The 22,488-nt window shown below is 67.8% G+C and carries 11 protein-coding genes; 10 read left to right on the top strand and 1 reads right to left on the bottom strand.

The genetic code is table 11. From position 1 onward, the window contains the following. Positions 1 to 94 precede the first annotated feature (94 nt). From D2E24_RS01900 to D2E24_RS01885, 4 genes are all read left to right on the top strand, one after another. Positions 95 to 2,827 (top strand): glycoside hydrolase family 2 protein, encoded by a 2,733-nt coding sequence (locus tag D2E24_RS01900; protein WP_125967619.1) that lies wholly within the window; start codon positions 95 to 97, stop codon positions 2,825 to 2,827. A 41-nt stretch (positions 2,828 to 2,868) separates the two neighbouring features. After that, positions 2,869 to 3,909, top strand: a complete 1,041-nt coding sequence (locus D2E24_RS01895; protein ID WP_241222800.1) for a LacI family DNA-binding transcriptional regulator — start codon at positions 2,869 to 2,871, stop codon at positions 3,907 to 3,909. Positions 3,910 to 4,310: 401 nt separating this feature from the next. Continuing rightward, positions 4,311 to 7,922 (top strand): glycoside hydrolase family 2 TIM barrel-domain containing protein, encoded by a 3,612-nt coding sequence (locus tag D2E24_RS01890; RefSeq protein ID WP_125967618.1) that lies wholly within the window; start codon positions 4,311 to 4,313, stop codon positions 7,920 to 7,922. A 138-nt stretch (positions 7,923 to 8,060) separates the two neighbouring features. Next, positions 8,061 to 9,068, top strand: coding sequence for an aldo/keto reductase (locus tag D2E24_RS01885; RefSeq protein WP_125967617.1), 1,008 nt, complete (start codon positions 8,061 to 8,063; stop codon positions 9,066 to 9,068). A gap of 263 nt (positions 9,069 to 9,331) precedes the next feature. On the opposite strand, the gene D2E24_RS01880 is transcribed toward D2E24_RS01885, so the two are convergent. Next, a complete protein-coding gene (locus D2E24_RS01880; protein WP_125967616.1) occupies positions 9,332 to 10,822 on the bottom strand; it encodes an amino acid permease in 1,491 nt (496 codons plus the stop codon). Between the two features lie 931 nt (positions 10,823 to 11,753). On the opposite strand from D2E24_RS01880, the gene D2E24_RS01875 reads away from it, so the two are divergent. From D2E24_RS01875 to D2E24_RS01850, 6 genes are all read left to right on the top strand, one after another. Further along, positions 11,754 to 12,458 (top strand): ABC transporter ATP-binding protein, encoded by a 705-nt coding sequence (locus tag D2E24_RS01875; protein ID WP_125967615.1) that lies wholly within the window; start codon positions 11,754 to 11,756, stop codon positions 12,456 to 12,458. A 5-nt stretch (positions 12,459 to 12,463) separates the two neighbouring features. Next, the gene (locus D2E24_RS01870; RefSeq protein ID WP_241222799.1) at positions 12,464 to 16,123 is read left to right on the top strand and encodes an FtsX-like permease family protein; all 3,660 of its coding nucleotides are present in this window, start codon (positions 12,464 to 12,466) and stop codon (positions 16,121 to 16,123) included. 176 nt (positions 16,124 to 16,299) lie between these two features. After that, positions 16,300 to 17,838, top strand: coding sequence for an amino acid permease (locus D2E24_RS01865; RefSeq protein WP_125967613.1), 1,539 nt, complete (start codon positions 16,300 to 16,302; stop codon positions 17,836 to 17,838). 485 nt (positions 17,839 to 18,323) lie between these two features. Then, a complete protein-coding gene (locus D2E24_RS01860) occupies positions 18,324 to 19,847 on the top strand; it encodes an RNA-binding domain-containing protein (protein WP_125967612.1) in 1,524 nt (507 codons plus the stop codon). 108 nt (positions 19,848 to 19,955) lie between these two features. Continuing rightward, entirely contained in the window at positions 19,956 to 20,435 is a 480-nt protein-coding gene (locus D2E24_RS01855; RefSeq protein WP_125967611.1) for a MarR family winged helix-turn-helix transcriptional regulator, read from the top strand. 230 nt (positions 20,436 to 20,665) lie between these two features. Further along, positions 20,666 to 22,456, top strand: a complete 1,791-nt coding sequence (locus D2E24_RS01850; RefSeq protein WP_125967610.1) for an ABC transporter ATP-binding protein — start codon at positions 20,666 to 20,668, stop codon at positions 22,454 to 22,456. Positions 22,457 to 22,488: the final 32 nt, after the last annotated feature.

The following is a 22,488-nucleotide window of genomic DNA, read 5'->3' as shown; positions in this document are numbered from 1 at the left end:
CGACGGTCCGTCGAGACCGCCGGCCCCGTCCGACGCGGCCGCCCGCCCCGCCGCACCCCCCATCGCACCCCACCAACCAGGAAGGCCCGCAACCATGACCCACACCCCCGCAACCTTCGCGGCCATCACCGACGGATGGACCGTGCGCGCGCTCAACCCGCAGGTCGCCCCCGAGCACCTGCGCGACGCGATCGCCGCCGGCATCCCCGCCACCGTCCCCGGCGAAGTGACCCTCGACCTGCTCGCCGCCGGCCTCATCGACGAGCCGTTCGACGGCGACAACGAGAACCGTCAGCAGTGGATCGGCGACGTCGACTGGCAGTTCGAGACCACGTTCGACTGGCACGCCGACGGCAAGGACCGCCACGACTTGGTCGCCTACGGCCTCGACACCGTCGCCACCGTCATGCTCAACGGCCAGCTCGTCGGCTTCGCGCAGAACTACCACCGCTCCTACCGCTGGGACGCGCGCGGCCAGCTGCGCGACGGCGCCAACACGCTGACCGTCACCTTCGCGTCCTCCGTGCGCGAATCCGACCGCCGCGAACAGGAGCTCGGCTACTACCCGCACACCGAGCACCACGCGTTCAACCAGCTGCGCAAGCCCAGCTACCAGTTCGGCTGGGACTGGGGCATCGACGTCGCCAACGCTGGCATGTGGCGCGAGATCGGCATCGACTCCTGGTCCGAGGTGCGCTTCGCCGCCGTCCGCCCGCTCGTCGACGTGCTGCCCGACGGCACCGGCCTGCTGACCGCCACCGTCGAGATCGAACGCGCCTGCACCGGGCCCGTGGCCTGGGCCGGCGCCGCGCACGACGCGCTTGCGCCGGTCCCCGTCGCCGTGCGCATCGCCGGCCACGGCGTCGACGTGAGCGTCGACGGCATCGTGAAGCGGGGCCGCCGGACCGCCACGATCCGCGTCGTCGTGCCGGACGCGAAGCTGTGGTGGCCGATCGGCTACGGCGACCAGCCGCTGTACGACGTGACCGTCACCGCCGGCGCATCGTCCGACGATGCCGACGGCGCCGCCGGCACGCCGTCCGCCGAGTGGACCGGCCGCGTCGGCTTCCGCACCACGCACGTCGACACGCGCGCCGACGAGGTCGGCCGCCCGTTCCAGATCTACGTCAACGGCGTGCCGGTGCACGCGCGCGGCTACAACTGGGTGCCGATCGACGCGTTCCTCAGCCGCGGCGACCGCGCGTTCTACGCGAAGCGCTTCGCCGACCTCGTCGAATCGAACTCGAACATGGTGCGCGCCTGGGGCGGCAGCATCTACGAATCCGACGACTTCTACGACCTGGCCGACGAACTGGGCGTCATGGTGTGGCAGGACTTCATGCTCGCCTGCGCCTCCTACCCGGAGGACGCCGCCACCAAGGCCGAGATCGAAGCCGAGGCGCGCGAGCACATCAACCGCCTGAGCTCCCACGCGAGCCTCATCGTGTGGAACGGCTCCAACGAGAACTACGTCGCCTACAGCGAATGGGGCGGCAACAAGCAGGCGCTGCGCGACGACGACCTGCCCGCCAACGAGTACGGCTACGGCGAAAAGGGCTGGGGCGACTACTACTACGCCGAACTGTTCCCGCAGCTGCTCGCCGAACTCGACCCCACGCACGTGTACCTGCCCAGCTCCCCGATGAGCTTCACCAAGTTCGTCGACGCGAACAAGGAGAAGGACGGTACGATGCACATCTGGGACGTGTGGAACCGCGTCGACTACCGCCACTACGCCGACTACACGCCGCGCTTCGCCGACGAGTTCGGCTACCAGGCGCCGCCCGCGTTCAGCACCCTCACCCGCGTCGTCCACGACGAGAAGCTCGAACCGTTCGGCGACCAGATGCTCGTCCACCAGAAGGCGTCCGGCGGCAACGTCAAGCTCGCCCGCGGCATGCGCGGCCACCTGACCCCCGGCGGCATCGACGACGTCAGCTACGACGCCGACGGCAACCGCAGCTGGCTCATCCCCACCGACGCATGGGACGACATCGAGGACTGGCACTGGGCATGCCAGCTCCAGCAGACGCACGCGATGCGCTTCGGCGTGGAGCACATGCGCTCGCTCGAACCGGTCAACGCCGGCGCGCTCATCTGGCAGCTCAACGACGACTGGCCCGTCGTCTCCTGGGCCGCCGTCGACTACTACGGCCACCGCAAGCCGATGTGGCACGCGTCGCGCGACTTCTTCGCGCCTCGCCTCGCCACCATCCAGCCGCGTCTGTCCGACAAGAGCCGTGACGACCACAGCTGGGAGGGCACCCCCGTCGCCTGCGACCACCTCGAGCTCGTCGTCCTCAACGACGTGCGTGAGCCGTGGGCCGGCCGCTGGATCGTGCGCCGCATGACCCTCGCCGGCGACGTGCTCGCCGAGGCGACGTTCGACGCCGCCATCGACGCCGTCGGTCACGCCTCGTTCGTCCTGCCCGCCGACGTCGCCGCGTTCGACGATCCGACGGACGAGATCATCGTCGCCGTCGCCGACGCCGCCCCGGGCGTCGCCGCCGACGCGCCGACGTACGCGCGCGTCGTCTACAACCCGGCCGAAGTCATCGACCAGCGGCTCGACCCCGCCCCGCTGGACGCGGTCTGCGAAGCCGACCCGGCCGGCGGCTACACGCTGACCGTCACCGCCCGCGCCTACGCGCGCGACGTGTTCTGCATGGCCGACAAGGTCGACGCCGACGCGCGCATCGACGGCGGCATGGCCACGCTGCTGCCCGGCGAGACCGTCGTCTGGCACATCGACGCCGCCGCCGGACTCGACCCGGCCGGATTCGCCGCCGCGAACGTGCTGCGCAGCGCCAACGACCTGAAACGCTGATACGATAACGACTGAACTGGTTCAGCATTCCAAGGGGGACGATGATGACGACGCCGAAATCCACCATCACGATCACCGACGTGGCCAAGGCCGCGGGCGTGTCGAAGAGCGCCGTCTCGTACGCGCTCAACGGCAAGCCCGGCGTCTCGGACGACACCCGGGCCAAGGTCCTCGACGTCGCGCGCGCGATGGGATGGCGTCCGAACAGCGCCGCCAAATCCCTGTCCGACGCGCACACGCGCTCCATCGGCGTGGTGCTGCTCGTGGCCGACGCCGAGAACTTCGGATCGGGCGCCTACGAGATGGACTGCCTGGCCGGATTGAGCAAGGTGCTCGACAGCCGTGACTACTCGATCACGCTGCGCATGAGCGCGGGCGGGGCGAAGGCCGCCTGCCGCATCCACGAGGACTGGATCGCCTCCGGCAAGGTGGACGCGCATCTCGTGCTCAACGTGGCGCTGGGCGACCCCCGCATGGCGCTGTTCCGGTCGCATCCCGAAGCGAAGGCGCTGTTCGTGGCCCCCCGCGAGATCAGCGGGGGGCTGCCCACGCTCTACAGTTCGGACAGCGACGGGTCCCGTCTTCTGGTGCGCCATCTGCATGATCTGGGCCATCGCACCATCGCGCGCATCGCCGGCCCCGAAGAGTACGCGCACACCCTTGTGCGCGACCGTGGGGCCGCCGACGAATGCGCGAGGCTCGGCATGCGATGCACGACGCTGCACGGTCCGTACCTTGCGTCGGCCGGCGCGCAGCTGTGCGACACGCTGCTCGACTTCGGGGAGCGTCCGACGGCGATCATCTGCGACACCGACGTGACGGCGGTGGCCGCGCTGCGCACCGCAGCCGCCCGCGGCGTGCGCGTGCCCGAGGACCTGTCGGTCATCTCGTGGGACGACTCCCCGTCATGCCTGTCCACGCTGCCGGAACTCACGTCGCTGCACTGCGACGTGAAGGCGATCGGCCGCAAGGCGGGGGAGATGCTGCTGCGGCTCATCGACGGCGAATCGGTGGAGGCCGAACCGGAGGACCCCTATACGCTGATGGTGCGCTCCAGTACCGCGCCGGTCCTCGTGCCGTGACCGTCCGACCGACTCTCAGGCCGTCGCTCCCTGTGGGGCGGCGGCCTGTCTCGTTGGCGCGACACGCCCGGATTGGTCATACGGAACGGCGGTTATGCCGCAGATCGGGGCGATTTCGGCCGGTATCGCCCGTTCTGTATGACCACTCCGGGCGTGTCGCCCTGAACGGGACAGTCCGGAACGGGAAGTGAGTCCGGATCGGAGTCCCCGGAACGGTCCTATGGAACCCCGGCATGTTGACTCGGCCGCCGACCATAGAATGGCAGCGCTAACATATCGCGTGGCGGCCACGGCCCCGCATCGACCCGGATCGGGCCGACGCCCCCACCGGGCGCCGCCACGCCGATGTGCACGTCCACAGTGTCCAACGCGCCCGAAGCGTCCAAAGGAGGCCCCTCAGCATGTTCATACCCCGCTACTACGAAGACCTCGACGCGCTGCACGTCGGCACCGAGCCGAACCGCGCCTACTACGTGCCCGCCGGCACCCGCACCGACACCACCGGCGAGCGCCGCACCGCCTCCGACCGTTTCCACCTGCTCAGCGGCGACTGGCAGTTCCGCTACTATACGAGCATCCACGACCTCGACGCCGAGGTCGAACGCGCGCACGCGCAGGGCCTGCCCGCGTTCTGGGAGGGCGGCGCCAAACCGGTGACCGGCGAGGAGGACGGCGACCCGTCGGCCGCGCGCACCGCCGCGACCCGCCCGTTCGAGGCGGCCGGCTACCGCACCGTGCACGTGCCGGGCGTCTGGCAGAACCTGGGCGTCGACGGCCACCAGTACACGAACACGCGCTACCCGTTCCCGCTCGACCCGCCGTTCGTGCCGCAGGACGTGCCGTGCGCCGTCTACCTGCGCGACTTCGACCATGTCACGAACGCGCAGGCGCCGCGCACGTTCCTGGATTTCGAAGGCGTCGACTCCGCGTTCTACGTGTGGGTCAACGGCGCGTTCGCCGGCTACTCGCAGGTCGCGCACTCCACGAGCGAATTCGACGTGACCGACCTGCTGGCCGAAGGCGCCAACTCGATCGCCGTGCTCGTGCTCAAATGGTGCGACGGCAGCTACATGGAGGATCAGGACAAGTTCCGCATGTCCGGCATCTTCCGCGACGTGTACCTGCTGGACCGTCCCGAGCACACGGTGCGCGACTACTTCACGCACACCGCGATCTGGCGCAACGTCGACCCGGCGCTCCTGGAGGCCGGCCTCACCGACGCCCAGTACGACGAATCGCCCGTCGACCATGCGACCGTCGACGTCGACTTCGCGTTCTACGACGACACGGACGTGCCGGTCACCGTCAGCCTGTTCGACGCGTCCGGCGACCTGGTCGCCCGCACCGCCGCCGAACCGATCGCCGACGACGCGGCCGACGACGACGCCGACGACGAGCCGTCGGACGCCGAGGCGGCGCTCGCGATCGCCGCGCAGACCGGCACGATGTCGCCGACGCTGGCGGACACGGGACGCGCGTCCGGCGACAGCGCGTTCCTGCCGACCGCGCACGCGCGCATCATCGTCGACGATCCGCAGCTGTGGACGGCGGAGACGCCGTACCTGTACACGCTGGTCATCGAGACGGAGCATGAGACGATCAGCGACCATGTGGGCATCCGCGAGGTGAGCGTCGACGGCAACGTCGTCAAGGTCAACGGGCGTCCCATCAAACTGCACGGCGTCAACCGCCACGACTCCGACCCGGTGACCGGGCCCGTCATCGACGAGGCGCGGATCATGCGCGACCTGACGCTCATGAAGCGCCACAACGTCAACGCGATCCGCACCAGCCACTATCCGAACGCGCCGCACTACTACGACCTGTTCGACCGGCTCGGCTTCTACGTGATCGCCGAAGCGGACAACGAAAGCCACGGCACCGACAACGCGTACCACGCCGAAACCGACTGGAACAAAACGTACCGGCAGTGGGCGCGCATGATTGCCGACAACCCCGACTGGGTCGCGCCCACCGTCGACCGCACGCAGCGGTCCGTCGAACGCGACAAGAACCGCGCGAGCGTGATCATGTGGTCGATGGGCAACGAATGCGGCTACGGCTGCACGTTCGAAGCGGCGCTCGCATGGACGCACGCGTTCGACCCGAGCCGCCTGACGCACTACGAGAGCGCCCGCTACGTGACCGAGGACCGCGAATACGACTTCTCGCACCTCGACGTGCACAGCCGCATGTACCCGTCGATCGCCGACATCGACCAATACTTCTCCGAGGAGGGCCCGCGCACGCCCGACGGCAAGCGCGACGGCGCCAACGGCGACGACGGCGACAACGGCGCCAAGCCGTACGTGATGTGCGAATACAGCCATGCGATGGGCAACGGCCCGGGCGACCTGGAGGACTACTTCGACCGCATCCAGCGCTACGACGGGTTCGTCGGCGGATTCGTCTGGGAATGGTGCGACCATGCGATCGACCGCGGCACCACGCCCGACGGCCGCCGCGTCTACGCGTACGGCGGCGACTCCGGCGAATACCCGCACGACGGCAACTTCTGCATGGACGGTCTCGTCTACCCCGACCGCACGCCGCACACCGGCCTGCTCGAATTCAAGAACGTGTACCGTCCCGTGCGCGTCACCGGCTTCAACCAGTCCACCGGCGCCGTCACGCTCCACAACTACTGGGACTTCCTCGACACCGCCGACGCCGGCGTCACGCTCGACGCGGCGCTGCTCGTCGACGGCGAGCAGGTCGCGTGGGCCATGTGGGGCGACGGGGACGACGCGGCCGGCCTCGGCGCGGGAGACGTCGCCGCGATGCCGTCGATCCCGCCGCACGGCGAGACGACCGTCCTGCTGCCGAAGACCATCCGCGAGGCGCTCGCCGAACTGGGCGAGACCGCCGGCAAGGCGACGCTGATCGTCCGCTGCCTGCGCACGGAGGCGAGCGCCGACGGCATCCTGCCGCGCGGCTTCGTGTACGGCTTCGACGAGCTGGCCGCGCACACCGCCGACGAGCGCAACCAGACCGTCGTCGCGCTGCTGGAGCGCGGCGACGAGCCGTCCGACGGCGAGACCGCCGACGATGACGCCGTCGCGGCCGCGCCGTCGCGCTCGCCGCTGGCCGTCACCGACGCGTCGGCGACGCTGACGGTCGAATCGCCGACGTTCCGCTACGTGTTCGACAAGCGCACCGGCCTGTTCTCGTCGATGAGCGTACGCAACCGCACGCTGCTCGTCGAGCCGATGACGCTGGACGTGTGGCGCGCGCCCGCCGACAACGACCGCAACATCCGCCACGAGTGGGAGCGCGCCGGCTACGACCGTGCGTACGCGCGCGCCTACGAGACGGCGATCGAGGTCGACGAGGACGATCTGGTCGACGTGCCGGAGGACATGGCCGACGCGAACGTCGCGTTCGTCGACGGCGACGTGACGATCCGCGCCGCGATCGGCCTCGTCGCGCCCGTCGTGCAGCGCATCGCCACGATCGACGCGACGTGGACGATCCGCCGCGACGGCCTCGTGTCGGTCACGATGGACGTGGAACGCGACCCGGAGTTCCCGTTCCTGCCGCGCTTCGGCCTGCGCATGATGCTGCCGCGCGCGATGCGCGACGTCACCTACTGCGGCCTGGGGCCGGTCGAAAGCTACGTGGACAAGCGCCGCGCCTCCTGGCACGGCGTGTTCTCCGGCACCGCCGACTCGCTGGCCGAGCCGTACATCAAGCCGCAGGAGAACGGCAACCACCATGACTGCGACTGGGCGAGCGTGGGCGGCGACGGTGCGACCGTCACGTTCCTGGGCGAACCGGGCGCGGTCGGCGGCGACGCGCGCGCCACGTTCGACTTCCAGGCGCTGCCGTACACCGCCGAGGAGATGACGCAGGCGATGCACGCGAGCGAACTGCGCGAGGCCGACGCGACCGTCGTCTGCGTCGACTACATGCAGTCGGGCGTCGGCTCCAACAGCTGCGGCCCGGAGCTCGACAAGCGCTACCGTCTCGACGCCGAACGCTTCACGTTCGCGGTGTCGATCGACCCGCGCTGACGTTCCGCGGAGCCGGCGACGACGTCGGCGGGGAACCGGGGCGGACGGCATGACCGTCCGCCCCGGCCCCGGCCGGCGTCATCATTCATCCAACCGAACCAACCGAACCGAACCAACAGGACACCAACGGAGGCGACCATGTTCGAACCCACCGCCGCATACACGCCGGCAGCCGACCGATACGCGACGATGCGCTACAACCGCTGCGGCGACAGCGGTCTCACCCTGCCGGCCATCTCGCTGGGCTTCTGGCACAACTTCGGCGACATCACGCCGTTCGACCAGATGAAGCGGCTGGTCTTCACCGCATTCGACCACGGCATCACCCACTTCGACCTCGCCAACAACTACGGTCCCGAACCCGGGCAGGCCGAACGCAACTGCGGGCTGCTGCTCGACAGGTACTTCCGTGCCCACCGTGACGAGCTGATCGTCTCCACCAAGGCCGGCTACGAGATGTGGGAGGGGCCGTACGGCACCGGCGGCAGCCGCAAGTACCTGCTCGCCTCGCTCGACCAGTCGCTCGGCCGGCTCGGCCTCGACTACGTCGACGTCTTCTACCATCACTGCCCCGACCCGTCCACGCCGCTCGAGGAGACGATGGGGGCGCTCGCGCAGGCCGTCGCCTCCGGCAAGGCGCTGTACGTGGGCCTGTCGAACTACGACGGCGAGCGTCTGGCGCGCGCGTCGGCGATTCTGGACGGGCTGCACGTGCCGTTCGTCATCAACCAGAACTGCTACAACATCCTCGACCGCACGGTCGAACGCAACGGGCTCAAGGAGACCGCCAAGCGGCTGGGCAAGGGCCTGATCACGTTCTGTCCGCTCGCCCAGGGGCTGCTCACCGGCCGCTATCTCGACGGCATCCCCGCCGACTCGCGCGCCGCCCACGACCCGCGGTTCCTGCGCCCCGAGGACGTGGAGCGCACGCACGCGAAGATCGTCGCACTCAACGAGATCGCCGTCGAGCGCGGGCAGACGCTCGCCGAGATGAGCCTCGCCTGGCTGCTGCACGACGACACGGTCACCAGCGTCCTCGCCGGCGCGTCGAAGCCGGAGCAGATCCTCAGCAACATCAAGGCGCTCGACAACACCGACTTCAGCGACGACGAGCTCGCCGCGATCGACCGCATCGCGCTCGGCTGACGGCCGCTCGGCCGGCGGCGGCAGTCCGTCGGACGTCAGTCGGACGTCGGTCGGACCACCCACATACGACAGCGGGGGTATGACGGAACGCATCCGTCATACCCCCGCTTGTCATGCCGGCTGCGGTTTGTATGCGTCCCGACGAAGGGTCCGCGCACAAACCGCGGTTTCGGTCGGTCTTTTCCGCGGTTTGTATGCGGCGGCGCCGTCGGGACGCATACAAACCGCGGAACCGGGACGGGCCGGCTACCGGCGCGGCGACGTCAGCGGCGCGCCTGCGTCAGCCGGTAGGCGGCGAGCAGGACGGCGAGCCAGATCACGCCGGCGACCACCGCGATTCGATAGCTGGCCGAGAAACACATCAGCACGACCACGCATGCGAGGAACGCGAGCACGATGTACGGCATCGCCGCGGCGAACGGCAGCTTGAAATGGATGCGGTCGAGCGCCTCGCGGCCCTTGAGGCCGGCCAGCTCGCCCGGGCCCTCGCCGGCGGCGACGACCTTGCGGAAGTGGATCTCGGTGACCATGATCATCGACCAGTTGATCACGCCCGCGATCGTCGCGATCGACATCAGATAGTTGAACGCGAACGTCGGCCACAGGAACACGACCACCACGGCCAGCGCGGTGATGATCGCCGACGTGATCACGCCCGCCACCGGCACGCCGCGCGAGTTGAGCCGGCCCAGGTACGCGGGCGCGTTGCCCTGCCTGGCGAGCGAGTACAGCATGCGCGAATTGGCGTACAGGCCGGAATTGTAGACGCTCATCACCGCGGTCAGGCACACGAAGTTGAGGATGCCGGCTGCCGCGTGCACGCCCACCGAATCGAAGATCTGCACGAACGGGCTGACCGTGCCGTCGATCGTATCCCACGGCACCACGGCCATGATCACGCCCAGTGCGCCGATGTAGAACACGAGGATGCGCCAGATGATGCCGTTCGTCGCCTTCGGGATCGTGACGCGCGGATTCTCCGTCTCGCCGGCCGTGATGCCGATGAGCTCCGTGCCGCCGAAGCTGAACATGACGACGCACAGGGCCATGAGCAGGCCCGTCCACTGGCCGTCGGCCGTGCGGGTCATCAGACCGTGCGGCAGGAAGCCGCCGTCCACCGCGAACCAGTTCGCGAAGCTCGCCTTCACGCCCGACACGGTCGGCAGGCCGGCGGCCAGCACCGCCACGCCGCCCAGGATCATCGCGATCACGGCGATGATCTTGATGAGCGCGAACCAGAACTCGAATTCGCCGAACTTGCTCACGCCCAGCAGATTGCCCGCGGCGATCACCACCAGGAACACGGCCGCCGACACCCACTGAGGGATCGACGGGAACCAGTAGTTGACGAAGCTGCCCACCACCGACAGTTCGACCATCGACACGAGGATGTAGTTGAACCAGTAGTTCCAGCCCGACACGAAGCCGGCGCGCTTCGACCAGTAGCGGCTCGCGTAGTAGCTGAACGCGCCCGCCTTCGGATCCTCCACCGACATCTCGCCCAGCGCGCGCACGATCATGAAGATCGCGAGCCCGCCCACCAGGTAGGCGAGCAGGATCGACGGGCCTGCCAGCGAGATCGACTCGCTCGACCCGTAGAACAGGCCGGTGCCGATCGCGCCGCCGAGCGCGATGAGCTGGATGTGACGGTTCTTCAGCGACTTGCGCAGGGTCGCCGGCACCGGCACGTCGTCGGTGTCGCGCGGTGCGCGCTTCGTGCGGGCGGCGTCGCCCGCCGTGCGCTGCTGTGCCATGATGGTCTTCCTCCCTTTCCGGTCGCGGCGGCTCCGCCCGGCCGGTCCGGTCCTCCCGGTCCGTTCGGCGGCGTCGCGCGATCGCATGCACATATGACAATGGCCGCCATTGTATGCCGTCGCCCATGACGTGCATGTATCGCGTCCGTTTCCGCGGGCGGATTCGTCCGCCGATTGCCGCCGGTCCCGTCTCCGACCGTTCCCCGCGAGGAGATTCCGCGGATCGCTCGCATGATCGTCCCGCTGAGCGCCTCGCCGGCGAGGAAGATCGGCGGCTTACCCGTATGGATGCCGCGCTGAGCCTCCGTCAGCGAGGAAGATTGCGGGGCTCCCCTCATGATTGCCTCGCTGAGGTGTCGTCAGTGAGGAAGATTGCCGGGGTAGCCTCATGATTGCCGCGCTGAGTCGCCGTGAGCGAGGAGAATCCTCGGTTTACTCGCATGGTTTCCTCGCTGAGGTGTCGTCAGTGAGGAAGATTGCCGGGTTGATTCCATGATGGCCTCGCTGAGTCGCCGTGGGCGAGGAGTATCCTCGGTTTACTCGTATGGTTTCCTCGCTGAGGTGTCGTCAGCGAGAAGAATCAGCGGCTTACCCGTACGATTGCCGCGCTGAGTCGCTGTCAGTGAGAAAGATTCGCGGGTTACCCGTATGAAGACCTCGCTGAGCGCCTGTCAGCGAGGAGGATTGCCGGGCTGCCCTCATGATTACCTCGCTGAGGTCCCCGTCAGCGAGGAGGATCGGCGGCCTACCTGTATGGTTGCCGCGCTAGGACCCCCGTCGTTCCCGCCTCGAACCCGCCACACCGGCGACGCGTTCAGGATTCGTCCGGGTCGGATGCGGTTTAATGGAAGACGGCGGCCGCAGCGCAGAGCCGCCGACCCGTCCCGATCCCGTCCATCCAGGGGATTCCCGCGCACGAGTGAGGTGTTGAGTGGCGTACATCGAGTTCGACCATGTGGTCAAGGAGTATCCGTCCGGCGGCGGCGCGCCGATCCGCGCGCTCGACGAGGCGAGCTTCACCGCCGGCGAGGGCGAGCTGACGGTCATCCTCGGCCAGTCGGGCGCCGGCAAGACGACCGCGCTGAACATCCTGGGCGGCATGGACACGGCCACGTCGGGGCGCGTCGTGGTCGGCGGCCGCGACGTCACGCATCTGCGCAAGCGCGAACTGGTCGCCTACCGGCGCAACGACATCGGCTTCGTGTTCCAGTTCTACAATCTCGTCCCGAACCTGACCGCGCTGGAGAACGTCGAACTCGCCAGCCAGATCTGCCCCGACCATTTCGACCCGGCCGACACGCTGCGCAAGGTCGGTCTGGGCGATCGTCTCGCGAACTTCCCCGCGCAGCTGAGCGGCGGCGAACAGCAGCGCGTGTCGATTGCGCGCGCGATCGCGAAGAAGCCGAAGCTGCTGCTGTGCGACGAGCCGACCGGCGCGCTCGACTACGAGACCGGCAAGGAGGTGCTGCAGCTGCTGCAGGACATCTGCCGCGAGCAGGGCATGACCGTCATGATCATCACGCACAATTCGGCGCTCGCGCCGATGGCCCACCGGGTGATCCGCTTCCGTTCCGGCAGGGTCACGAGCGAGGAGGTCAACGCCGCGCCCGTCCCGATCGCCGCGATCGAATGGTAGGCGGCATGATGACGGGGGCGTTCGTCCGGGACATGCTGCGCTGCTGGGTGCGCGGCTGGAAGCGGTTCGTGTCGATCGCGGTGATCGTGATGCTGGGCGTGGCGGTGCTGACCGGCATCTACGCGGGCTGCCGCGACATGTTCCGCGCCGCCGACCGCTTCTACGCGGCGCAGGGACTGCACGACATCGAGGTGCTGTCCACGTACGGCCTGACCGACGACGACGTGGACGCGCTGCGCGGCGTGGACGGCGTGGCCGTCGTGCAGGCCGAACGCAGCCAGAGCGTCGAGACGACGATCGACGGCACCGTCAAAAGCGTCACGATGCGCGAGATCGGCGACGCCGGCCTCGACCGGCCGTACCTGAGCGACGGCCGCATGCCGTCCGCCGCCGGCGAGATCGCCGTCACGCTCGGCTTCCTGCTCGACAGCGGCCTTACGATCGGAGACACGCTGAGCGTCGAACCTGCCGCCGACGCCGCATCGTCCGTCGGCCTCGTCGGCGCCGCCGTCGACGCGGCCGATCCGTCCGATTCGTCCGACCCGTCCGACCCGTCCGATTCGTCCGATTCGTCCGATTCGGCCGATTCGTCCGATGATGACGCGGCCGATTCGTCCGATGATTCCGCCGGTTCCGCCGACGCCGCCGATGCCGACGCCGCCGCAGCGTCATCCGGCGAGCAGTCCCCATCGTTCCCGACGGAGCTGACCATCGTGGGCGAGGTCATCGACCCGAAGGACCTGAGCAACCCCGACGGCATCGGCACGGAGGCGTTCCGCCAGAACGTCGCCTCCGACTACACGTTCTTCACGTCGTCCGCCGGCGTGACCGGCGACGTATACACGTCGATCACGGTCGCCGTCGACGGCACCGACGGCGAGGACGCGTTCTCCGACGCGTACGACGACATCGTCGCCGCCGTCGCCGACCGCATCGAAGCCACGGTGCAGACCGACCGTCAGCGCGCACGACGCGACCGGCTCGTCGCCGACGCGCAGGACGCGCTCGACGAGGCGCGCGTCGACGCCGAACGCCAGTTCGCCGACGCGCAGCGCACCATAGACGACAACCGCGCCGAAGTCGAGAAGAACGCCGCGATGGTCGCCGACCAGCGCAAGGCCATCGACGACAACGCCGCCCAGATCGCCGACGGCGAGCAGCAGCTCGCCGACGCGCGCGCCCAGCTCGCCGACGCCCGCCGGCAGCTCGCCGACGGACGCTCGCAGATCGCGTCGGCGCGCACCGAACTCGAAGACGGCAAACGCCAGCTCGCATCGGCGCGCACGCAGCTCGACCGGGCGCAGAACGAACTGACCGCGAACCGCACGCAGGTCGAACAGGGGCTCGCGCAGGTCGACCAGAGCCTGACGATGATCGACCAGGTCCTCGGCATGCTCGACGGCCTCACCCCCGGCATCGACGACGCGACCTGGCAGCGCATCCGCACGCTCCTCGCCGCACTCGGCATCGACGTACCCGCCACCGCGCCCGACCCCGGCACGATCCGCACCCAGCTGGAAACCCAGCGCGCCCAGCTGCAGGCCACCCGCGACCAGCTCCAGACCACGCTGGACGGCACCATCATCCCCGCCCAAACCCAGCTCGACGCACAGAACGCGCAGCTGAGCGCCAAGGAACAGGAGGCCGCCGCCGGCGCCGCCGAACTCGACCGGCAGTCCGCCGCCCTCGAAGCGAACGCCGCCACCCTCGAAACCCAGGCCACACAGCTCGAAACCCAGGCCGCGCAGCTCGCCGCCGGCAAAACCCAGCTCGACGACGGCGAACGGCAGCTCAAGGCCGCCGAAACCCAACTCGACGACGCGCGCACCCAACTCGACGACGCGCAGACCGAACTCGACCAACGCCGCAGCGACGCACTCGACGAGATCGCCCGCCAGCAGCAGCGCATCGACGACGTCGCCGACGCGACCTGGTACGTGCAGACCCGCTCGTCCATCAGCGGCTTCAGCGCCTTCGACTCTGACATCTCATCCATCGAATCGATCGGCCGCGCGTTCCCCGTCGTGTTCCTCCTCGTCGCCGTGCTCATGAGCCTGACCGCCATGACCCGCATGGTCGAGGAGGAGCGCGGCCTCATCGGCACGTACGTGGGCCTCGGCTACGGGCGCGCCGCCATCGCCGCCCGATACGTGCTGTTCGCGGCGCTCGCCTGCCTGATCGGCGGCGGTCTGGGGCTGATCGCCGGATTCGTCGGCATCCCCGCGTTCCTGCGGATCGTGCTGGAGGGCCTGTACATGGTGCCCGACATCCGCTTCGAATACGACTGGGCGTACGGCACGGGCGGCGTGCTCCTGTTCGTGGCCGGCGTGGTGGGCGCCACCGTGGTCGCGTGCATGGGCGAGCTGCGCCAGACGCCGGCCGCGCTGATGCGTCCGAAGGCGCCGAAGGCGGGCGCGCGCGTCCTGCTGGAACGCATCGGCCCGCTGTGGCGTCGGCTGAGCTTCCTCAACAAGGTGACGGTGCGCAACATCGCGCGCTTCAAGTCGCGGCTGATCATGACGGTCGGCGGCGTGGCCGGGTGCACGGCGCTCATCGTGTGCGGGTTCGCGATCAACGACAGCGTCGACACGATCGGCGCGAAGCAGTACGACGAGATCACCCGCTACGACCTGCTCGTCGTCGCCGGCGACGGGTCGGGCGACGCGATGCGTGAGCGCGTCGCCGACGACGGCCGCGTCGACGCGACGCTCGACCTGCGCATCGACAGCGGCGAGATGACCGTCGACGGCGCCGGCGAGACGGTGCAGCTGCTGATCGTCCCCGACGGGTCGGAGGACGCGCTGAACGACATGATCGACCTGCGCGACGCCGCCGGACGCTCCGGCCGGTCCGGCTGGCTCGGCCGGCTCGGCCGGTCCGGCGGCGGCGACGTGCTGACGCTGGGCGACGACGGCGCGATCGTCGCCCAGTCGGCGGCGAACGCGCTGGGCGTCGAGGCGGGCGACACGATCCGGCTGCGCGATTCGGCGATGCGCACCGCCGACGTGACGGTCGCCGCCGTCAGCCGCAATCTGATCGGCTCCGACGTGTACCTGAGCGAGACGCTGTACCGCGACGCGTTCGACGTGACCGCGCCGCTCGACGAGAACGCGATGCTCGCCACGATGGGCGACGCCGACGACGCCGACGACGAGGCGGCCGCCGACGCGCGCATCGCGTACGCGCAGGAGCTGTCGCACGACCCGGCGGTGCTGACGGTGAGCAGCACCGACCGGCTGCAGCGCGGCTTCCAATTCGAGCTGATGAGCGCGGTCGTCGCGCTGATCGTGGGACTGGCCGGAAGCCTGGCGCTCGTGGTGCTGTTCACGCTGTCGAACACGAACGTGTCGGAGCGCGTGCGCGAGATGGCCACGCTCAAGGTGCTCGGCTTCTACGACCGCGAGGTGCACACGTACGTGAACAAGGAGATGCTGATCCTGACGGGCATGGGCGTCGCGGTCGGCCTGCCGCTGGGCCGCTGGATCGGCGGACTGCTCACGGCCGCGCTGAACATGCCGGGCATCTACTTCGAGGTCGACGTGCGCTGGACGAGCTATCTGATCGCCGCCGGCGCTACGGTCGCGTTCGCGCTGCTCGTCCACCTGTTCACCAACCCGGTGCTCGACCGGATCGACCCGGTCAGCTCGCTCAAGTCCGTCGAATGACGGGGTCGGTCGGCGGCCGGCGGGGGCGCCGTCGCCGGAAAGTTCAATTCCAAGCCGCGAATTGAACTTTCCGACGAAATGCACGCAACATCATCACAATCGGCGTTGAACTTCCCGGCTGTGGGGTAGCGGTCCGCTGCTAGAGTTTGAACCTGTTCACATACGGGAGGAAAACGATGAGCGAAACGCAGCATCAGGCGACGCCTGCGCGAACGGCGCAACCGGACCAGCCGGACGGCGGCGGCCTGAAGTCGGTCGAGAGCCTCGACCACGGCAACGAGATGGCGCGCGGCCTGAACAACCGGCACGTGCAGTTCATCGCCATCGGCGGCACGATCGGCACCGGCCTGTTCCTCGGCTCCGGCAAGTCGATCGCGCTGACCGGACCGAGCATCGTGTTCGTGTACATCGGCGTCGGCCTCATCATGTTCCTGCTGATGCGCGGCATCGGCGAGCTCATGTACCGCGATCCGAGCCAGCACACGTTCATCAACTTCATCACCCGCTACCTGGGCAACGGGTGGGGCACGTTCGCCGGCTGGTCGTACTGGATCGTGCTCGTGCTCATCGGCATGAGCGAGATCAGCGCCGTGTCCACGTACTTCGTCACGTTCTTCGACACGTTCGGCATCGACCTGTCGGGCTGGGAGTGGCTGATCGAGGTCGGCTTCCTCGCCGCGCTCGTCACCATCAACCTGATCGCCGTCAAGGCGTTCGGCGAGGCCGAATTCTGGTTCTCGATGATCAAGATCACGCTCATCTGCGCGCTGATCGCCACCGCCGTGGTCATGGTCGTCGTCGGCTACCACTACGACGCGGTGCAGGTGACCGGCCAGGACGCGGTCTCGCCCGCCGGCCACGCCGGACTCGACAACATCACCAGCGGCTTCTCGATCGCGCCCAACGGCTGGCTGAGCTTCCTCATGAGCTTCCAGATGGTGTTCTACTCGTACGAGATGATCGAATTCGTGGGCGTCACCGTGTCCGAGACGCAGAACCCGCGCAAGGTGCTGCCGAAGGCGATCAACGAGATCATCATGCGCGTGCTCATCTTCTACGTGGGCGCGCTGGTGGCGATCATGGCGATCGTGCCGTGGACCACGTTCCGGCCGAACGCGGACGGCTCGTTCGCGTCGCCGTTCATCATGGTGTTCCAGTTCGCCGGCCTCGACTGGGCGTCGGCGCTCGTGTTCTTCGTGGTCATCACCGCCGCGTCCAGCGCGCTCAACTCGCTGCTCTACTCGGCCGGACGCCACCTGTACCAGCTGGCCGCCGTGTCGCCGTCGCCGACGTTCCGCAAGCTGGGCGTCGTGTCGAAGCGGCAGGTGCCGGCGCGCGCGATCGTCGCGTCGGCGGCGCTGATCCTGCTGTCGCCGGTCATCAACGCGATCCCCGGCGTCTCCGGCGCGTTCGTCCTGTTCGCGTCCGCGTCGAGCGCGGTGATCGTGTTCATCTACGTGCTGACGATGCTCGCGCACCGCCGCTACCGCCGTTCCGCCGACTTCATCGCCGACGGCTTCCTGATGCCGGCGTGGAAGGTGACGAACACGCTCGCGATCGCGTTCTTCGTGTTCGTCTACTGCACGCTGTTCCTCGCCGACGACACCCGCGGTCCGGCAATCGCCGGCCTCGTGTGGCTCGTCCTCTTCGGCGGCTACTGCATCCTGCACGAGCGCTTCCAGTCCCGCGACCTACGCGAGTCCCTCGGCCGATAGCGGGGCCTGTCGCCGGCCGGTCCGCCGGTCCCTTACGGGCTGCGGCTGCGGTTTGTATGCGCGTCAACGAAGCCGCCGCATGCAAACCGCTGAACCGCCCCTTCCGAACCGCGGTTTGTGTGCGCTGCTTTCGTTCGGACGCATACAAACCGTCGAACCGTTCGCCTCAGACTGCGTTCCGTGCGCGCCGACTTCGGTCAGACGCGCGCAACCGACGGGTTTCGGTTGCGGCCTGATTGACGAGTGTATTTCCCTGCAAGGCATGCCCGTTACTGATGAGGTTGCCTGATGGTCGAATTCATGCATGCGGTAAAGAATTCTGCGCCTTAATTATGATATTGTGGCTCAATTCTTACATTATGGCGTGATATTCATACATGAATTGGGTATTATTCGTACATGGTGAGGTGCAAATTGTGCCCCAGCGTGTATGAATTATTGTGACAGTGTACGAATTGGTCGCTGATTCGGGAAAAGGGGTTCCTATGGTCCGGGACGAATTGGACGCGGTGCTGAAGGAGGGCGAGTCCGTCACCGTCGAGTTCAAACGCTGCGGTGACCGGCCTCATCCGGATGTCTTCGAAACGGTCTGCTCGTTCGCGAACCGGTTGGGTGGCAGCATCTATCTCGGCGTCAACGACGACGGCGCGGTCGAAGGCATCGATCCCAAGCGTGCCGTGGAAGTCGAACGCAACATCGCGAACGTGATATCCAACCGTAACCTGTTCTCGCCTGCGCCGAACGTGGAGACCGAACGGATTGACTGCGACGGTCGTGTCGTGATCCGCATCCTGGTGATGTCCGGATCGTCGGTGATCCGATTCAAGGGCGTCGTATACGATCGGCTGGCAGATACCGATGTGCGGGTCGACGGCGACATCCAGATCAGTCAGATGTACATCCGCAAGCAGAACTACTATTCCGAACGTCGCATCTTCCGTTACGTCACGCCGTTCGACCTGCGTTCCGATCTGGTGGCTCGGATGCGCGCGATGGCCGTTGCGCAGCGTGCCGGCCATCCGTGGGCGACGATGTCGGATGATGAGATGTTCCGTAGCGCCAAGCTGTACGACCGGGATTACACGACCGGCGAGGAGGGGTTCAACCTGGCTGCCGTGCTGCTGCTGGGCAAGGATGATGTGATCGCATCGGTGTGCCCGTCGTACGTCACCGACGCGATCGTGCGGCGCGACGACGTCGATCGGTATGACGACCGTCTGATGGTGCGGACGAATCTGTTCGACGCGTACGATCGCCTGGTCGACTTCGTGACGAGGAGTCTGCCGGACCGGTTTGCGCTGGCCGACGGCCGGCGGACGAGTCCGCGTGACGTGATCGCCCGGGAACTGGTCGCGAACAGTCTGATGCATCGTGAATACTCCAGTCCGGTCGTCGCGAGGATCCTCATCGGGAAGGATTCCATTCGTACGGTCAACGCGTCCCGGTCGTTCTTCGAGGGGCGCATGACGTTGGGTGAGTTCACGCCGATGCCGAAGAATCCCATCATCGCCGACGTGTTCGTGCAGACCGGCATCGCGGAGAAGCTCGGCAGCGGACTGCGAGTACTGAACCGGGCGGCGTCGCTGTACACCGGTCGGAAGCCGGAATTCCGGGACGGCGATATCTTCGAGGCGATGGTGCCGACGCTGCGGCCTGAGACGGCGAGCCGGTCGGCGGTATCCGTCGTGACGGGCGCCTCGTACGATGACGTGCAGAATGACGGTGCCGATGCGGCTGCCGGTGAGCATAAGGAGGTCGAAGGGGCTCCGACCGCTCCCGGTGAGCGGATCGAGGTTCGGAATCCGTCGTCGAGCGAAGCGGGAAACCGTGTGAAGACGGCATTGCGCGAACTGTTCTCCCGTCAGGATACGGTTACGGTTCCGCAGGTTTCGGATAGTTCCGGCGTGAGCCAGCGGACGGTGCGGAAATATCTGAATCAGTTGGTCGAGGACGGCTCTCTCGTGCTCGAAGGCAAGACTCGAGGCCGTCGCTACCGTTCTGTTGGCTGAACACTTCCATGGAATATATGGCATCTATGATTGTTTATAGTGTGAGATAGTTTGAGGGTGGATGATTGTTGCGGGATGCCGTTCCCGCATGATGGAGGCGAGGTGCGCATGGGATACGAGGATGAGGCCGTCGAGGCGCTGTGGAAGACCGTGTGGGGGCATAAGTCGGCGATGCAGCGCGAGTTCACGCGCGGCACGCACGGCGAGACGTTCGTGCTCCGGCAGCTTGCCCATCGCGGCGCGATGACGCCGTCCCAGCTCGCCGACGCGATGCATGTGACGTCCGGCCGCGTCTCCAGCGTGCTGTCGGCGCTGGAGAGGAAGGGCCTGATCTCGCGCACGCCCGACCCCGACGACCGCCGCGTCACGCACATCAGCCTGACCGAGGCCGGCGAGGAGAACGCCCGCCGCAACATCGAGGAGATGCGTTCCCTGGTCTGCTGGATCTTCTCGCAGATGGGGGAGCGGCGCACCCGCGACTTCGTCGACCTGACCCGCGAATTCATGACCTACATGTCGATCTGCCGCCCTGGCGAGCCGCGCCCCACCCCCGACGAGGTGCGCGCCGCGTTCGCCGAGGGCGAATAGCGGCGGTCCTGCGCCACGATCCGACGCCCGGAATCCTGCCGGATCCGGTCCCGTGGGCCGGTCCGATCGCCGGTGCCGTCCCTCCCGACCGTCCGATTCTCAGGAAACACACAGCCGGGCATGTATCATCATGCCCATAGATAATTACACACTGTAAGGTAAATCGGTCGCCGCGCCCATCGCAATCGCCCGGACCGACCGGAACCAAACCAACCACCGCAAGGGGAACCATGCTTCGCATCTGCAAGTACCTGTCCAAGGCGGAGATCGGCCAGCTGCTCATCGGCCTCGTCTTCGTCGTGGCGCACATCTGGTTCGACCTCGAACTGCCCGACTACATGTCCGAGATCACCACGCTCGTCGAGACGCCCGGCAGCGCCATGGCCGACATCTGGATCGCCGGCGGCAAGATGCTGCTCATCTCGCTCGGCTCCGTCGGCTGCGCCGTCGTCACCGGCTTCGTCACCGCGCGCGTCGCCGCATCCTTCGGCCGCCGCCTGCGCTCGCTCGAATTCGCCAAGGTCGAATCGTTCGGCCCGGCCGAGATGAACCGCTTCTCCACCGCCAGCCTCATCACCCGCTCCACCAACGACATCACCCAGATCCAGATGTTCGTCACGATGGGCCTCGTCCTGCTCGTCAAATCGCCGATCATGGCCGTGTGGGCCGTGTGCAGGATCGCCGGCAAGGGCTTCGAATGGACCGTCGCCACCGCCGTCGCCGTCATTATCCTCATGGTCATGGTCGCCGTGCTCATGGCGCTCGTCCTGCCGAAGTTCAAGGCCATGCAGCGCCTGACCGACGACATCAACCTCGTGGCGCGCGAGAACCTCACCGGCCTGCGCGTCGTGCGCGCCTACAACGCCGAGGACTACCAGGAGCGCAAGTTCACCGCCGCCAACACGACCCTCACCGACACGCAGCTGTTCACCAACCGTGCCATGTCGGTCATGATGCCGTTCATGAATACCGTGATGAACGGCCTCATGCTCGCCGTCTACTGGATCGGCGCCGCGCTCATCGAATCCGCCGACCTGACCGACAAGCTCACCATCTTCTCCAACATGGTCGTGTTCTCCAGCTACTCCATGCAGGTCATCATGAGCTTCCTGCTCATGAGCATGGTGTTCGTCCTGTGGCCGCGCGCCGACGTGTCCGCCCGCCGCGTGCTCGAAGTGCTCGACACGGTCCCGATGGTCGCCGACCCGGCCGCGCCGTCCGCCGACGCCGGTCATGCCGCCGCCGCCCGCACCGCCGTCGCCCCGCCCGCCCCGCGCGGCGAGATCGAATTCCGCGACGTCGCCTTCGCCTACCCCGATTCGCGCGACGTGATGCTCGACGGCGTCTCCTTCACCGCCAAACGCGGCCAGACCGTCGCCTTCATCGGCTCGACCGGCTCCGGCAAATCCACCCTCATCAACCTCGTGCCCCGCTTCTACGACGCGACCCGCGGCCAGGTCCTCGTCGACGGCGTCGACGTGCGCGACTGGCCGCTCGCCGACCTGCGCGACCGCATCGGCTACGTGCCGCAGCGGTCCGTCCTGTTCAAAGGCACCGTCGCCGGCAACATCGCCTACGGCGACGACACCGGACATGCGACCGACGTCCAGACCGCCGCCCGCGTCGCCCAGGCCGCCGAATTCGTCGACCGCATGGACGGCCGCTACGACGCGCCCATCGCCCAAGGCGGATCCAACGTGTCCGGCGGACAGAAGCAGCGCCTGTCCATCGCGCGCGCCGTCCATCGCAACCCCGAATTCCTCATCTTCGACGACTCGTTCAGCGCACTCGACTTCCGCACCGACCGCGCCGTACGCGAGGCGCTCGCCGCCCACGCCAAGGACGCCACCAAACTCATCGTCGCGCAGCGCATCGGCACCATCATGGACGCCGACCTCATCATCGTGCTCGACGACGGCCGCGTCGTCGGCAAGGGCACCCACCGCGAACTGCTCGACACCTGCGACGTCTACCGGCAGATCGCCAGCTCCCAGCTCACCGCATCCGAACTCGGCGCCTGAGCCGACGACGCCGAACGAAAGGACTTTCAACA

It is taken from the genome of Bifidobacterium samirii, assembly GCF_003952945.1.
GTDB lineage: Bacteria > Actinomycetota > Actinomycetes > Actinomycetales > Bifidobacteriaceae > Bifidobacterium > Bifidobacterium samirii.
This window is presented reverse-complemented; position numbering and strand designations above follow the sequence as displayed.